The 14,665-nt window shown below is 45.3% G+C and carries 16 protein-coding genes; 6 read left to right on the top strand and 10 right to left on the bottom strand.

The genetic code is table 11. From position 1 onward, the window contains the following. Positions 1–4 precede the first annotated feature (4 nt). Positions 5–322, bottom strand: coding sequence for a hypothetical protein (locus HYU97_04990; protein ID MBI2336100.1), 318 nt, complete (start codon positions 320–322; stop codon positions 5–7). Between the two features lie 12 nt (positions 323–334). Here HYU97_04990 and msrB point away from each other — a divergent pair, with 12 nt between their 5' ends. After that, positions 335–676 carry a peptide-methionine (R)-S-oxide reductase MsrB gene (msrB, locus tag HYU97_04985; GenBank protein ID MBI2336099.1) on the top strand — a complete coding sequence of 114 codons (342 nt, stop codon included), beginning with the start codon at positions 335–337 and terminating at the stop codon, positions 674–676. A gap of 240 nt (positions 677–916) precedes the next feature. Here the strand turns inward: msrB and HYU97_04980 are convergent, their stop codons facing one another. The 4 genes from HYU97_04980 to HYU97_04965 are packed head-to-tail and all read right to left on the bottom strand — an operon-like array spanning position 917 to position 3,835. Further along, positions 917–1,408, bottom strand: coding sequence for a dihydrofolate reductase (locus HYU97_04980; protein ID MBI2336098.1), 492 nt, complete (start codon positions 1,406–1,408; stop codon positions 917–919). After that, positions 1,405–2,196 carry a thymidylate synthase gene (locus HYU97_04975; GenBank protein MBI2336097.1) on the bottom strand — a complete coding sequence of 264 codons (792 nt, stop codon included), beginning with the start codon at positions 2,194–2,196 and terminating at the stop codon, positions 1,405–1,407. The genes HYU97_04980 and HYU97_04975 overlap by 4 nt, the downstream gene beginning before the upstream one ends. Before the next feature lie 18 nt (positions 2,197–2,214). After that, on the bottom strand, positions 2,215–3,558 hold the full coding sequence (locus tag HYU97_04970) for a hypothetical protein (GenBank protein ID MBI2336096.1): 1,344 nt from the start codon (positions 3,556–3,558) through the stop codon (positions 2,215–2,217). After that, complete coding sequence (locus HYU97_04965) at positions 3,548–3,835, bottom strand: hypothetical protein (protein ID MBI2336095.1); 288 nt, start codon at positions 3,833–3,835, stop codon at positions 3,548–3,550. The genes HYU97_04970 and HYU97_04965 overlap by 11 nt, the downstream gene beginning before the upstream one ends. An 81-nt stretch (positions 3,836–3,916) precedes the next feature. On the opposite strand from HYU97_04965, the gene HYU97_04960 reads away from it, so the two are divergent. The 3 genes from HYU97_04960 (at position 3,917) to HYU97_04950 (ending at position 5,960) form a co-directional block, all read left to right on the top strand. Further along, positions 3,917–4,762 (top strand): hypothetical protein, encoded by an 846-nt coding sequence (locus HYU97_04960; protein ID MBI2336094.1) that lies wholly within the window; start codon positions 3,917–3,919, stop codon positions 4,760–4,762. A 142-nt stretch (positions 4,763–4,904) separates the two neighbouring features. Further along, positions 4,905–5,330: an FKBP-type peptidyl-prolyl cis-trans isomerase gene (locus HYU97_04955; GenBank protein MBI2336093.1), complete on the top strand. Its 426-nt coding sequence runs from the start codon at positions 4,905–4,907 to the stop codon at positions 5,328–5,330. Positions 5,331–5,345: 15 nt separating this feature from the next. Beyond that, positions 5,346–5,960, top strand: a complete 615-nt coding sequence (locus HYU97_04950; GenBank protein MBI2336092.1) for a hypothetical protein — start codon at positions 5,346–5,348, stop codon at positions 5,958–5,960. Positions 5,961–6,060: 100 nt separating this feature from the next. Here the strand turns inward: HYU97_04950 and HYU97_04945 are convergent, their stop codons facing one another. Genes HYU97_04945 through apaG form a run of 3 tightly spaced genes read right to left on the bottom strand, consistent with a single transcriptional unit; the run spans position 6,061 to position 7,999 of the window. Next, positions 6,061–6,597, bottom strand: a complete 537-nt coding sequence (locus tag HYU97_04945; protein MBI2336091.1) for a M23 family metallopeptidase — start codon at positions 6,595–6,597, stop codon at positions 6,061–6,063. Between the two features lie 27 nt (positions 6,598–6,624). Beyond that, positions 6,625–7,599: a bifunctional phosphoglucose/phosphomannose isomerase gene (locus HYU97_04940; protein MBI2336090.1), complete on the bottom strand. Its 975-nt coding sequence runs from the start codon at positions 7,597–7,599 to the stop codon at positions 6,625–6,627. A 13-nt stretch (positions 7,600–7,612) separates the two neighbouring features. Next, on the bottom strand, positions 7,613–7,999 hold the full coding sequence (gene apaG, locus HYU97_04935) for a Co2+/Mg2+ efflux protein ApaG (protein ID MBI2336089.1): 387 nt from the start codon (positions 7,997–7,999) through the stop codon (positions 7,613–7,615). 68 nt (positions 8,000–8,067) lie between these two features. On the opposite strand from apaG, the gene HYU97_04930 reads away from it, so the two are divergent. Further along, entirely contained in the window at positions 8,068–8,730 is a 663-nt protein-coding gene (locus HYU97_04930; protein ID MBI2336088.1) for a TetR/AcrR family transcriptional regulator, read from the top strand. A 173-nt stretch (positions 8,731–8,903) separates the two neighbouring features. On the opposite strand, the gene HYU97_04925 is transcribed toward HYU97_04930, so the two are convergent. Then, positions 8,904–12,557 (bottom strand): hypothetical protein, encoded by a 3,654-nt coding sequence (locus HYU97_04925; protein MBI2336087.1) that lies wholly within the window; start codon positions 12,555–12,557, stop codon positions 8,904–8,906. A 181-nt stretch (positions 12,558–12,738) separates the two neighbouring features. Between HYU97_04925 and HYU97_04920 the strand changes: the two genes are divergently transcribed. Further along, entirely contained in the window at positions 12,739–14,028 is a 1,290-nt protein-coding gene (locus HYU97_04920; protein MBI2336086.1) for a citrate synthase, read from the top strand. Between the two features lie 6 nt (positions 14,029–14,034). On the opposite strand, the gene HYU97_04915 is transcribed toward HYU97_04920, so the two are convergent. Beyond that, entirely contained in the window at positions 14,035–14,271 is a 237-nt protein-coding gene (locus HYU97_04915; protein MBI2336085.1) for a toxin HicA, read from the bottom strand. Positions 14,272–14,665 lie beyond the last annotated feature (394 nt).

The following is a 14,665-nucleotide window of genomic DNA, read 5'->3' as shown; positions in this document are numbered from 1 at the left end:
GACGCTATCCTTTGGATTTTAGATCTGCCTGTTTTGACTTGCAATCATTATTTAAATACTTCGTTTGCCTAAACCATAGGGCAAGCAAGGTGACCCCAGTGAAGAAAATCAAGTTAAGAATACTGAAGATTTTAAAAATAAAATCGCTGCTGGTCCATGCGGCGGGTCCCATCAAAAGAATACAAATGAAAACTCCTAACAGCCAAACGAGGCTTAAATCTTGGGAAGATTTTCGCTTGATCATGCGAGCCATGAGGGGGATATTAAAAAAAGGTAAGACAATTGAGGCTAGCAATCCGATTTTGTAAATCCAAAATTCCATAAGGGAGTGCTTATGACAAAAAAAAATTATAAAAGCAACAACACCGATCCACCTTTTTCGGGGAAATATTACGATTGTCACGAAACTGGGATGTACCATTGCGTTTGTTGTGAGGCGCCACTGTTTAGCTCAGAACATAAATTTGATTCAAGCACCGGGTGGCCTAGTTTTTTTCAGGCCATTGCAAAAAGTAATGTGGTGACTCGTGAAGATATGAGTCATGGGATGCGGCGTGTTGAGGTGCGCTGTGGGGCTTGTGATGCGCATCTTGGGCATGTGTTTCCGGATGGGCCCAAGCCTGCCGGCGTTCGCTATTGTATCAATTCGACAGCTTTGCAATTAAAGAAGCAATAGCCGTGAGGGCGAGCAAGCTTTTGCAGCCCGGCGCTCCAGCGGCGGGGCCCCCTCTGTCATTGCGAGGCCAGCCAGCCGAAGCAATCTCTTCTGTTTAACCGGTGAGATTGCCACGCCCGTTGGGCTCGCAATGACAGAAAGTACATAACGGCTAGCTCGCATTGGGGGCCCCGGCGCGGACCCTGTCCTGAGGCGCATGCGTTGGAGCGATGGGCTGCAAAAGCTTGCTCGCCCTCACGGCTATTGCTTCTTTAAATAGGCGATGAATTGATATTTTAAGTTGTTAGATTTTGAGGTGAGGATAGGGGTTTGGTCGATGATTTGATAATCTTGGTTCCAATCAATTGTGGGGAAAAAAGTGTCGCCGGGGAATGCTTGGTGGATTAGGGTGCGGTAGATTTTTTGCACGTAGGGGAGGCTTTGTTGGTAAATTTCGGCGCCACCGATCACAAAAAATTCTTCGGTTGAATGATATTTTTGCAGGAGTTCATCAAAACTGCCGACGATCTCAATCCCGTCAGCGCTAAATTTGGGGTTGCGAGTTAAAATTAGATTGGTTCGTTCTGGTAGCGGCTTACCTATGGATAAAAAAGTTTTTCTCCCCATGACGATGCTATGACCTAAAGTGATTTCTTTAAAGTGTTTGAGGTCTTCAGGAAGGTGCCAGGGCAATTTGTTTTGGTAACCTATGACATTGTTGAGACTGGTGGCGACTAAAATGGATAGCTTCATATAGCGATGGGAGCTGCAATGGCGGGGTGGGGGTCGTAATTTTCTAGAGTAAAGTCTTCGTATTTGAAATCAAAAATAGATTTTACGTTAGAATTAAGTTTCATGGTTGGCAAGGAGCGAGGGGAGCGGGTGAGTTGTAATTTAGCTTGTTCAAGGTGATTGAGATAAAGATGTACATCGCCGAAGGTATGCACAAACGAGCCTGGTTTAAGCCCGCAGACTTGGGCGACCATTAAAGTTAATAAGGCATAACTTGCAATATTAAAGGGAACCCCTAAAAACACATCGGCACTGCGTTGGTAGAGTTGACAAGATAGCGTTTCATCTTGATGAACATAAAATTGGAAAAGGGCATGGCAAGGGGGCAGCGCCATTTTATCAAGATCCGCCACGTTCCAAGCGCTGACAATCAGCCTGCGAGAGGTGGGGTTGGATTTGATTTGTTCAAGTGTTTGAGTGATTTGATCGAGCGTGCGATTGCCACCCCAAGACCGCCATTGAAAACCATAGATGGGCCCTAAATTGCCATTTTTATCAACCCATTCATCCCAAATTGTGACTTTGTTATCATGCAGATATTGAACGTTGGTCTCGCCTTTTAAAAACCAAAGCAACTCGTGAATAATCGAACGCAAATGACATTTTTTGGTGGTGACCAAGGGGAAGCCATCTTTTAAATTAAAACGCATTTGATAACCAAAGAGGCTAAAGGTTCCCACCCCGGTGCGATCGCTGCGTTTTTCGCCTTGGGTTAAAATTGTATTGAGCAAATCAAGATAGGCCTGCATGGCAGCACCCTAACGCTCTTAGAGATTAGGATCAAGATTTTCTTGATAAGCAAAGGTGATCGCTGCGGTATAATTTAAATTGGGATTGGATAATACAAAAGGTTTGGCCCCTTGCGCATCTAAAAATGTGGCATTGTTGAGGGTGAGGGTGGTGGTGGGATTTTTTACTAATTTATAAAAATCGATTCCTTCAAAACAGGCGATCAAATCATTAAATTTCCCTTCATCACTTTCGATTATTAAAAGACTAAATAAAAATTGATTTTGAGAAATTTGATCAGCGTCCCAGGCCGGTAAATTTTTGTAATAAACCTTGCCAATGCCACCGGTATTTTTATTGTCTTTAACACTTGTGTTATAAAATTCACTTTTAAGGCCACTAGGGCTTAAAAAGGGGCCAGGAATAATCCCGCCATTAACGCCCCCTTTGTTTTGAACAGCGTTGATAAAAGTTTGTTCAAGGGCGCTATTTTGATTTGGCAAATCAGCTAGGACGAGATTATTTTGTAGAAATTTTTTCACTAAATTTTCACTCACGCTACCATCTAAACTAACCGAGGTTTCGGTTTGGCTGCACAGATTTTGCCCTAGGGTAGGGGTGATATAAATTCTTACATTGCTATAAGGGCCGCCTTTAATTTCGCCCAACCCTTCACCAAAATAGAGGCGTTTATCGGTTAAATTTTGAGCCGTGCCATTTAAATTATTCAACGCCTGAGTTAATTCTTTGAGGTTTAAATGAGTGAGCGATTGCAAAAGCGCCCCTTGGCTTTCATAGTCGTAGAGTAGCTCAAAAGAGGCAATGACAATAGCGCCTTGGCCTACTTCAAAATTAGGGGCAGGGAGTTGGGCGGTACTATGAAAATTGCGCGCGCCCTCTTCTGATTTTTGAGGGCTCTTGTTGCTGTTGTAAATTAATTTACCTGAGTCGTCTGTTTCTATGCGATCGAGAGCCAGGGCCGGCAAAATCTTTTCAGGCAATCCAACGTCGTTCTGAGACTCCGAAGAAATTTTAGCCTCAAAATTTAAACTTAAGTCGAGGGTAGAATTTTCGGCTTGGGTTTCAAAATTTAAAGGGCTGCAATTGGTTAATTCATTATTTTCGGGGATGGGGCTATCTACACAAACTTGTGAGGTGATTTGGCTATTTGCTGGAAAGGTGCCACATAATTGATAATTGCCACTGGCATCACTGGTGGTGGTTAGTTCAGCAGCATCGGTTTGCCAATGAATCACGGCATAACTGGCGAGTTCAGAAGATGAAAGCGTGGAGTGCAGACAAGCTTGAGAAAGAGGGCTACCTGAACAACCCACATGAAGCAGGCAAAAAACGAGTAAGAAATAAAAAAGTTTAACAGCCACAAGCAACCGTTGCAGCGTCTTCAAGATCAAGGTCGGCGCTGGCAGTGCCATCAAATTTGTGAATGTTAAAACAGCTCCAATACAAGGGATAGGTCATGTTGGTACAAATGAGGGGTAAGGGGCCGCCTTGAATGGCTAAGATTTCATAATTTTGATTGGTGCATTTTCCAATCTTTTGATCAATCGTATTAAATTCCCATTCAAAACAACTGTTCTCAGCTCGTACCAGAGTTGAAAAACCGATTAAAAAAAACACCACAAAGACAATCTTTTTCATGAGCACTCCTCTCTCGTCCTAATCTTAACAATTCATAAGATGATGGTCAAACAAAGTCTGATTATGATAGAATTAAGCTTCATGGCACCACCCAAACCAATATCTTCCTCTCCCCCACCGGTAGACCCACCACATCGTCGGTTAAAATGTGAGCCCCTTCCTGAAGAACAAAAGCGTTCTCTTACTACCAATCCTCCTGAGGTCATTGATGTCTTTCGGTTGGCGGTTCCGGAGGACCCAGAAGGACAACGAGCCTTTATTAATGACTTGGCCTGCGACATGGTCCAAGTCACGGCAACACGTGCGGCGGCAATTCTTTCGCTGCTCGAACGAAAACATCCTGAGATCTCCACAAAAGTGAGGGAAAGCCTTGAAGCGCTCCTCTCCCCGCGCGACTATAATTGTGTAATCGGATTGGCAGAGGCCCATCTTTTGCTTAGTAATGAGCTAAATGGGTTTCAGCCCGATTTTCTGAGAGAGGCAGTTCTTTTTGCTGCCGGCAGTCGTCCTCTTTCAGCCGGAATGAAAATACCTTACGGACATCGAGCCTTAAGGATTGGGGGAATTCTTTGTTCGCATGAAGAATGTTGGGTTGCATTGGAGGATGAGCGTTTCCAAGAGGTAAGGAGTATGCGCCAAGCATGGGTTGACAAAGCGAGAAAAGGTTCTCACGACACCGTAAATGAGGTGCTTGGTTACCTTATCAAATTAAGAAAACTTCCTCCCGATGTTATCATGCGTGAAATAGAAGAACTCAAGGGGATGTATACTAATAAGGCTACGTATCCTGATGCAGACTGGAACCTAGGAAGTTGGATTCTGTTCGCGTTCAGCGATCTGTACTCCTCGCCATCTCCTCAAGGTATTCCGACGGAGTATCTGGAGTCACTCGAGGAATTTGTGAAGAGTAATCCCCATGATTTGTGATTTTACATTTAATCATTAATTGGCCTCTCCCTACCTCGAAAAGACGTGGAGATAATTGGAAGATAAAAGTCTGATGTTCGTTGACAGTTTTCTATGGGCTAAGTTAAGGTGGCCTATCTAAAATTTGGAGGAAAAATTCATGATGCGTCAACTTACTTTAGTTTTATTGGTTTGTTTAGTTTTGCCGGCATCTGTTTATGCCGCCACCCTTAATAAAGAGGTCACTATGCCCGATGGCTTAAAATATACTGATTTAAAACTTGGAACGGGTGTTGAGGCCAGTTCGGGCAAAAAAGTAACCGTGCACTATACGGGTTGGTTAGACCAAAATGGAAATAAAGGTAACAAGTTTGATAGTTCGGTTGATCGCGGCCAGCCCTTTGAATTTTTGCTAGGCGTAGGGCAAGTGATTGCAGGGTGGGACAAAGGTGTTGCGGGCATGAAAATCGGTGGCAAGCGACTTTTAAAAATCCCCCCTCAGTTAGGTTATGGCGCGAATGGTGCAGGTAATGTTATTCCTCCCAATGCGACGTTGCTCTTTGAAGTTGAATTGTTAGGTGTGAAATAAATCTTGGGTTTTAAAGTGATAAAACTAAAAATCTTGTGCGTGGGTATTGTTGTGGGGGCATTGCTGGGTTGTAAAAATCCCCTTGCCCTGTTGGTGCCTAAAATTTTTCAAAAGAAGGACAAAGCTAAAATAGATCAACCTGCTCATCATGATGGGCTTAAATCCGAATCTCAAACCCAAACCCTCAATGGAAATATTTTGAAGGCCTCCGATGGGCAGTCGCAAATTACCTTGCCCGAAGGTTGGATTCCTATTTCTAGCCTTAATGAAAAGGCAGAGCTTCAAGCCGGAAACCGAGCGTCCATTATGTACGTGGCGGTTCTCACTGAGTCACGGGCTGATTTTGAGAACATGGATATTCAAAAACATTCTGATACCACGCGAGATAGTTTGAAAAGTGCGCTGACTGCGATCAATGAACAGGGGCCTTTTAAAATCACAGTTGGTGGTTTTTCGGCCATTCAATATGAAATTATTGCTACGTTTGAAAATGTAAAACTTGGGTATTTACATACCACGGTTGAGTCTTCCAAAAATTATTATCAAATCATTGCCTGGACGCTTTACTCCAAGTTTGTCTCTCAAAAAAATGTGCTCAATTCGGTCATCGCAAGTTTTAAGGAACTTTAGTGTTTTAACTTTTAAATAGGCTGTCATCCCCGCGAAGCATGCCCTCGACCCCGATCGGGGTCGAGGGCATGCTTCGCGGGGATGACAGAAAACGTAAACCCTATACCCCGCCCAATTTTTTCCATTGAGCTTCTCGGTCGGCATCTCTCGTTAAAAACGAACTTCCCCCCATCCTTGGTTTGTAAAGAAAAGGGAGAGGATCTTGTGGCACAGAGTTTTGTTCATTGAGGGTACGTACTTCAAAGTGGAGATGGGGTTTGATGGACTTGCCGGCGGCATTTCCGGTTTTTCCAACCGTGCCAATGAGTTCGCCCTGTTCGATCCATTGATTGGTTTCAACATTCAGAGTTTGTAAATGAGCGTAGCGGGTTTGTAGGTTGTTAGCGTGGGCAATATAAACCACATTGCCGTAGCCTTTGGCCCACCCCGCGTAAACAACCTTGCCTCCCCCAGCGGCAACGACCGAGGTGCCCAATGGTGCTTTCAAATCAACCCCAGCGTGAAACTTTTTACCCCCACTGCGGGTGTAACCAAACAACCCACCTTTTTTGGGTGAGCCTGGGGTATTACGGATTTCGAGTGAATCAATCCCTGGTAGGGGAAATTGTAAGCGTGGCATAAAGCCTCCTTTCGTCATGAAAGGAATACAAAAACAATGCCAACTTTAGACTTCGCCTAATTTCTTTTTAAAAGATTCAACAAGTTCAACCGGGGTTGGGTCGATGTGGTAGGCCTTGGCTAAATAATAAGACATGAAATCCGCTAACCATACGGCTTCGAAGGTTTCTTCCAAAAAGGTTTTTCCATCTAATTCTACCCAAACCACGGGAATTTTTTTAGCGAATAATTCAGCCATAATTTTCATGCGCTTAAGAATGCGGGGGTGCATCAGTCTGCTTTTGAGACACACCATCGCAAATTCGGCCATATTTTGAGTAAAACCTACCATTTCATTGTGGTTGAGTTCGGGAAAAACATTGTAAAAACTGGGGGCCTTGGCGTTTTCGTTGATTTTAATTTTCCAAAGACGACAGGTGCCTTGCAAGTGAGGAGGGCCGTAGATCAGCGGGATTTTCCCCACCAAGGTTTCAGCGAGTTGTTTGCCTTTGTGATCGAGGTTGTTTTGTTTGTTTCTCAGGTAATCGGCTAATTCAACCAGTAAGCTTGTGGGGTGGTTAAGCTTGCCCAAGCGATACAGACTGGTGAAGATGCTTGCAAAAAAATGCCCAACCGCACACCGTGGCTGAATACAATCGGGAATGGGAAGATAGGTGAGATTATTTTTTTCAGCCAACTCTTTTAATTTTCCACCATGGCTTAAACACAAGAGAGATGCCTTTTTTTTCAAAGCATCGGCCATGGCTGAAAGTGTTTCTTCGGTCTTGCCTGAAAATGAGGCGACAAAGACTAAGTCTTGCTGATTGACCGTAGCGGGCACTTGGTAGTCTCGCAAAATAGTTAAAGTTGATTCGTTTGGGTAAAGGTCGTTAAACAAGTCAGCGGCCAAACAAGAACCACCCATGCCCGCATAATAAAGCTGGCGGAATTGAAAACCGCTGAGGCGCCTAAAATCAGTTTCTTCGACGATGTGAAGGCTGGTTTCAAATTGGTTGGGGAAATTTTTGATGGTATCGTACATGGCAAATCCTATTTCAATGAAGGGTAACTTGGGTGTGAGCCAAGGTAAACGGGGCAATGGTGGCGTCAAATTTTTCACCCGTTTCGGTGACCATTTGATAAGTGCCATGCATGGTGCCCAAGGGAGTTTTTAAGGGGCAAAAGCTGGTATAATCAAAAGATTCGCCCGGTTTTAAAACGGGTTGTGCACCCACCACGCCCGGGCCTTGCACTTCTTCTTTTTTACCATTGGCATCGGTGATCACCCAATGGCGACTGATGAGCTGAACCGTTTGCTTGCCTTCATTTGTGATGGTGATGTTGTAAGCAAAAAAATATTCGTTTTTTTCAGGGTAGGATCGTTCTGGGACATAAAAACTGTTTACTTGAACTCGAACACCTTTGGTTATAGCCTCAGACATGCATGAAGACTTAATGGATTTAGCTTCAATTGTAAAGTAAGGCCTTTTAAATTAGGTGCAAAGCCACAATGGCTGCAAAAAAAAACAAACCACTTGCCAAACCCCGTGATCCCGTCAAAACCAAGGCTAAAATTTTAAGCGAGTCTATTCGCCTGTTTGCGAGCAAAGGCTATGAAGGCACGCCGATTAGTGCCATTGTCAAGGCAGCGGAGGTCAATAAGCGCATGATCTATCATTACTTTGGCGACAAGTCGGGTTTGTATCGCGCCATCTTTGTAGAACTTTGGGGGCAATATAAAGATTGGATGGATCAACTCTATCGCGAGCATTTAAGAAAAAAAGGTTCAGTGCCGCAAGATGCCAAACAACTTTTGCTCATGGCCATGGAAGTGATGTGCGATATTTTAAGTCAGCATTCCAATTATGTTCGGCTGTTGCTGTGGGAGGTGTTGGAGGGAGGGATGATTTCACGAAGTATTTGGACCGAATTGCGCGGCCCACTTTTTGCCCAAACCGAATTTCTTATTAAACAAGCGCAAAGCAGGGGCGAACTCGATGCCAAGCTTGACCCCGCTCATATTATTGTGAGTTTATTAGGGGCAGCCTTTTTTTATTATGCCTATGCCCCAACCCTAGAAGACATGTTGGGTAAGCATCCGCTGTCTGCAGCGGCGCTCCAAGAACGCAAAAAACAAATGGAGCTGTTGCTTAATAATTTATTTAAGGGTTAACAGCTAGAGATTGCTTCACCCCTGAAGGGGTTCGCAATGACAGGGGAACCGTGAAGGGGTTTGCAATGTCTGTCATTGCGAGGCCAGCAGGTCGAAGCAATCTCCTCTGTCTAACCGATGGGATTGCTTCACCTCGCTGGGTTCGCAATGACAGAGGGGTTTGCAATAATAGGCTATGGTTGCATTTGGTTTAGGCGAGCATCAAGAGTGACGAGGTCGGCGTTGGTAAGGTGATGGGATTCAAAGGGGCCTTGAAGTTGGGCGAAGAGTTCGGCGAATTCAGGCAGTCCCTCTAATTGCGGTTTTAATGCCGTTGCTTGCTTGGAAAGATCTTGCCACAAGCGAATCGTGATAAACCTTTGTTTGGCCTCAAGCTCTGGATGGTTTCCGGGCGAATTAATTTCTTTAGCCAGTCGGATCGCCCGGCTGAATTCTTGGGCATTGATGGCCTGAGCTCGTTTAAAATATCCATTGAGCAAATACCATCGGCCTTCGTGGAGGGTCACAAATACCCTTAATCCTGCCGTGCCGGGGTCGCGAATTTCGTAAAGGTCAACAGCTCCCGTATCGTTGATTTTTCGAAAACGATCTTTGGTTAGGTTGACTTCTCTGGTGGCGAGTAGATGAGCCATGCGTAAGATCTTATTTTGGTTAGGGGGTTCAAGGCCCTCAAGAAAGTCTAAAGCATGGCAAGAGTTTTGCGAGCGAGCGATATAAAATACCACCCCTTCTTCTCTCAATTGGGCGACTTTACCGGTTGCTGATAACTCGGCCCAAGGGATGGGTGAAGCACCCTCATCAGCACTAGGGGCTGCATCCTCGGGTCTGGCTAGTTCGCTGCGTTCGAGGCGGCGTTGGATCCTTGTATCAATTTTAGGCAGCTCTGCCTCGGCTAATCTTAAGAGGGCTTCATTTTCAAGCGAGCCTTCCTCGAATTCGCGAAGCAAGCCTCGGGTTTCATGGATGGCATCTGAGAGGGACTGGCGGTGTTGAACGGAGATTTCGGGGCTTTGATTTTTATGAATAAGTGTTTCATAAAAATCAAGGGTTGCGTGTGCCTCAGCCATACGTGCTTGTCGTTGGCCCCGAGTGGCTTCATCTAAGATGGGGGCTTGTAGTTCTGGATTGGCCGCAAGTAATTTGGCCTCAATGCGACGGTCTAAGGCCAAGAGGTCTTTTTCAAGACCCTGAAAGGCAACATCCAAGCCCACAAGATTTCTTTGGTAGGCTTGGAGTTGAGGGGGTGATAGTAAACGTCGGCCCCCTAATTTTGAGTAAGTAGGGGCAAGGGTTTGTAGAGTCTTGGTTTCAAGGTCGTCGATTTCCGCGGTCACCTCTGTTTCAACGGGTTCAGATCGCTTTTGTATGTAGCCACGAATGGCGTCTAATCTTTCAAGCGTTTTGGTTAAAGCAGCGGGGGTTTGTAAATCTACCTCAAAGATTGCACGAAACTTTCTCCACGCTGGTGCAGACGGCATTTTTTGAAAGCTTGGGGTCCTTTGTAATAAATCACAAAGACCATAGGCCGCGCGGGTTTCTAGGGGAGTCCAAGCCTCGCGTTCGGCCAATGTACTCAGATTATAATTAAGCCAGGCCTTGGTTTCCTTGGCTTGAAAACGATCAACCATAAAATGCGCCGCCTTAGTTCCATCAGGTCTTTCTAACACCGCAAGGACATGAGGATGGTGTTTTACCATCCAATGCACATAGGGTAGCTCCGGGGTACTACCTAAGGTCGAAGCCATAAACCAATTAAGTTGGTGTTTGCTGGCAGGATAAGGGGTCAGGTCTCCCCTATGAATATGACGTGCTATTTCTAGGGTACGATAAAGTAAAGGGTCGTTGCCAGCAAATACTTGGCTTTCGCGTTCTTGTTTCACAAAGGCTCGTGGGTCACAATCTCTTAAGTCAGGCCTACGAATGCGACCTGCGGCAGGTAATAAGCCCATGTTCCTTGCATAGTAATGATAATTTTGGCGGGCCAGATGAAGGGCCTTTCCATCTGGCACCGCCCCTTGGCTCAAATGATCAGTATAAAAAAGAATTCTCACTAAGGTTGAGCTTACGGCCTCTCGTTTGGCTTCAAGCCGAAAGGCCTCCGAAGTTTCTTCTGCCATGAGATCCATGCCTCGTCCTAGACGATTGACTAGAGGGTTTGAATAATCCACAAGGTCTGCCGTTTGGGCCACCCATTGGCAAAGATCCAAATCACAAGCGGTAAGCCTAGTTTGTTGAGGTCGTGGTAGCGAAGCAAGAAGTTGTGGATGGTCATCCATAAATTTCAAGGCTAGGGCATGAAGATAAATTCGATGTAATCTATTTCTGACAAATTGATCTCTTGCTGTTGTATTGTTAGTCTGTCTTGGGTTTTCATGGATAAACTGTCGAGCAAGCTCAGTGCGAACCACGCCTTCCCATTCCGTGTAAAGTTGAAGCCAATCTTGTCTCCAAACCGCATCTAGTTCCATCTTGGTTTTGCGGTATGCCTTTAGTTCAACTTCAGGGGTCTGGCTTAGGATAGCAGGCCCAAGATAAAGCCTTTTATTATAGAGAGGAAGGTGAAAATCGATTAATAAATTAAGTAGTGCCGTGTAACCATCGCTATCCCCTGGAGTAGTTAGGGTGCCCATCAATTCTGGGGTTGGGTTATATTTGAAAAGCAGCCGAGCAAGTTCGCGACTGCGCGCCCTGCCTGAAAGGGCTTCTACGGCAGTTAGTTCAACCTCGGTAATTTGTTTGAGCAAACGCTCACGAATGTTAGTGGTATTATCGTCAGTGCCTACGGATTTTATTCGCGGATGTGAATCCGTGCGGAGTAACATGGCAAGTGCGGCCTTCCGGTTTGGGCGTAGGCGCCTGACGCTTAAGCCACGGCCACCGCCTTCACCCGCCGCCATGGCCATCACGGTAGGGCGCCGAAACGGTTCGGGCAAAAAAACGCCTGCATAAGCTGGCCTCAGGTGAGCAGGTCTTGGAACGCTAGGTAAACGAAAATTCCATGGCCAACCTTTTTTAGAAAAATGGCTTCGGGTTAATAGGCGGCGATTGAAAGGTTCAGTGATTCCCCCGGTGGCCCTACCGGCCAGATTCATTTCAACCAAAGAAACAAACGATTCAGCCCAGAGATTGCTACCTGGCACAGAAGGCACCAGCTTGGTTTTGGCTTCAATCGAGTGAGCCGTAACCAGCGCGCTGTATTGCGTGCCGTATTGAAAAAAAGGCCGAGTCCAAGGTGCTTGGGCAATAAAACGCCCGGGTAGTTGAGTGACGGGATTCACCCCATGGGTTAAACGAAATGCTCCAATGCCAAGCGGCGAAGTAACACGAAAGAGCGAGGCCACCAGGCCAAAACGCAGCATGTCATCCCCCAAGTTGCCAGGGGCATCAGCGCCTGAAAGTTTGAACAGACCGTGGGTTGATAAAGTCACGGTGGGTACTTCAAGTCCCAAACCGGTTAAGGTGCCCCACCATTTTTTTCCGGCAAAGGCTCGACCGATGGGGAAGGCCAGGCCTCCCAACAACCAAGGTACCGAAATTCGGTAGTCACCCAAACTTTTTAGAGCTTCATTAGATAAGAATGCAAACCTTCCAAAGGTAAGCCCTTGCGACCCTGTGATGTCTTCGATTTTTTTTCGAGCGATCGCTCCATAATAAGAATGCGGTTCTCGTTCGGCTAAAAATTCATAAAAAGATAAAGCGGCACTTAAATTAGAGTTGCTCAAATCGCCAGCTCGGCTTAGCAATCGGGGTGCAACAAAGGCTGGATCAGCATCGTACAGCCTAGCTAAATCTTCAAAGGGCGAACGGGTTTCGACCGTTAAGCTCATATTGCGACCTGACCTTTATCATTGATCCCCAGGGCAAAATCTGTTTTTTATCGAATTAGTTTGAAATTGGTTGCATCTTAAGTCGTTACGTATCATGAATAAGAAGTTTTGATTCATGAAAGCTATGATCTAAATCAGCGAATTGGCTGATCATTTTAACTTTAACATAAGGCGGTGAGTTATGGGAACAACAGCAAAAATTGAGATCGAAGGCAAGACCTATGAATTTCCTGTGGTGGTGGGGACAGAAAATGAAAAAGGCATTGATATTCGAACGCTTCGAGATAAAACCGGCTATATCACTTTAGACCCTGGTTATCCCAACACGGGTTCTTGCCTTTCGGGCATCACTTACATCGATGGTGAAAAGGGAATTTTGCGTTATCGTGGCATCCCCATCGAGGATTTGGCTGAAAAGTCAGACTTTGTTGAAGTGTCTTATTTGCTGATTTACGGGCACCTCCCCACTAAAAAAGAGCGGGCCTGGTTTAGCAATGGGTTGACTCGCCACTCATTGATTCATGAAGATCTCTTGCGCATTTTGTCGGATTTACCTCCCAACACTCATCCCATGGCAACCTTGAGTGCGGTGGTATGCGCCATGTCGGCTTACTATCCGCAATTTTTGGATCCTGATTTGAGTAAAGACAAGGTCGATGCATTAATCCTCAGTATGCTTTCCAAAGTTCGTACCATCGCGGCCTTTGCCTATAAAAAATCCATTGGGCAGCCGATTATCTATCCAAAAAATGATTTGAGCTATTGTGGTAATTTTTTGCGCATGATGTACGGCGTACCAGCAGAACCTTATGTTGTTGATCCTGACTTAGAAAAGGTCATGAACCTTCTTTTGATTCTTCACGCCGATCACGAGCAAAACTGTTCCACCTCCACGGTACGTTTGGTGGGTTCTTCGCGTGCCAATTTGTTTGCCTCGCTTTCTGCAGCCATTTTGGCCTTGTGGGGGCCATTACATGGTGGTGCAAATCAAAAAGTCATCGAGATGCTAGAACTCATTCAAGCCGAGGGTGGCAATTATAAAAAATTTATGGAGATGGCTAAAGATAAGAACTCTTCTTTTAAATTATTTGGGTTTGGGCATCGCGTGTATAAAAATTACGACCCACGGGCCAAGATCATTAAAAATGCCTGTGATTTGGTGCTGAAAAAATTAGGCGTTGATGACCCCATCCTCGACATCGCGAAAAATTTAGAAAAGATTGCCTTAGAAGATTCTTATTTTATCGAAAGAAAACTTTATCCCAACGTCGATTTTTATTCGGGCATCATTTACCGAGCCATGGGTATTCCCGTGAACATGTTTACGGTGATGTTTGCCTTGGGTCGTTTGCCAGGGTGGATTGCCCAATGGAAAGAGATGATCGAAGAGAACGCCAAGATTGGTAGGCCAAGGCAAATCTACGTTGGTAATGTAAAGAGCCCTTACGTTCCAACCGATCAACGTAAATAATGAATCTCAATCATGAACCTCGCTTTGTGCTTCCATCAATCTCGTGATGGCTGTACGGACTTGTCTGACCTGGTAAGATTTAGCCGTGTTGCCATCGCTTTGGATAGTTAATAGCTCACCCCACGGCGTCGGGAAAGTGTTATGACTACCGGCTTTTCTAGGTTTTCCGAAGTAATGAGTGCAAATTTTCAGCAGATCATGGAATTTTACATTCCTCGGATTTGCCAATTCCTTTGGAAGCACTACGGGAGTGGGTGGGGGTGTTTTTTCCGTAAGTGCAACGGGAGTTTGTGGAACGGGAACCCCTGTATGAGCATAGGCCAAACCTTTTACAAACAAATCAATAAGCAGCTCCCCTTCAAATATTTCTTCAAAACTAGTTGATCCTGGTTCTTCCATCCATAATCCAAGGACATCTGCCAGTGTTTTCAAGCGCGCAACATTACTGGATCTGAGTACCATGATGATACGTTGAAGTTTTTCTTTATGGGTTAACTCCGAGGCATTGATGTTTCGTAAACGTTTTACGATTTCTTGGGCCTGGCCACGATTAATACGATAGGTCTCTTGAATTTTAGCTACCTCAGGGTCTACCTCGGGCACTGCGGTTGGGGGTTTTAGCCTTGTAGCTCCACTT

This window comes from Deltaproteobacteria bacterium, from assembly GCA_016183235.1.
Taxonomy (GTDB): domain Bacteria; phylum UBA10199; class UBA10199; order DSSB01; family JACPFA01; genus JACPFA01.
This window is presented reverse-complemented; position numbering and strand designations above follow the sequence as displayed.

Coding starts and splice junctions, on each gene's coding strand:
- HYU97_04990 (MBI2336100.1), bottom strand. CDS start 322: ATGGAATTTTGGATTTACAAAATCGGATTGCTAGCCTCAATTGTCTTA.
- msrB (MBI2336099.1), top strand. CDS start 335: ATGACAAAAAAAAATTATAAAAGCAACAACACCGATCCACCTTTTTCG.
- HYU97_04980 (MBI2336098.1), bottom strand. CDS start 1,408: ATGAAGCTATCCATTTTAGTCGCCACCAGTCTCAACAATGTCATAGGT.
- HYU97_04975 (MBI2336097.1), bottom strand. CDS start 2,196: ATGCAGGCCTATCTTGATTTGCTCAATACAATTTTAACCCAAGGCGAA.
- HYU97_04965 (MBI2336095.1), bottom strand. CDS start 3,835: ATGAAAAAGATTGTCTTTGTGGTGTTTTTTTTAATCGGTTTTTCAACT.
- HYU97_04960 (MBI2336094.1), top strand. CDS start 3,917: ATGGCACCACCCAAACCAATATCTTCCTCTCCCCCACCGGTAGACCCA.
- HYU97_04955 (MBI2336093.1), top strand. CDS start 4,905: ATGCGTCAACTTACTTTAGTTTTATTGGTTTGTTTAGTTTTGCCGGCA.
- HYU97_04945 (MBI2336091.1), bottom strand. CDS start 6,597: ATGACGAAAGGAGGCTTTATGCCACGCTTACAATTTCCCCTACCAGGG.
- HYU97_04940 (MBI2336090.1), bottom strand. CDS start 7,599: ATGTACGATACCATCAAAAATTTCCCCAACCAATTTGAAACCAGCCTT.
- apaG (MBI2336089.1), bottom strand. CDS start 7,999: ATGTCTGAGGCTATAACCAAAGGTGTTCGAGTTCAAGTAAACAGTTTT.
- HYU97_04930 (MBI2336088.1), top strand. CDS start 8,068: ATGGCTGCAAAAAAAAACAAACCACTTGCCAAACCCCGTGATCCCGTC.
- HYU97_04925 (MBI2336087.1), bottom strand. CDS start 12,557: ATGAGCTTAACGGTCGAAACCCGTTCGCCCTTTGAAGATTTAGCTAGG.
- HYU97_04920 (MBI2336086.1), top strand. CDS start 12,739: ATGGGAACAACAGCAAAAATTGAGATCGAAGGCAAGACCTATGAATTT.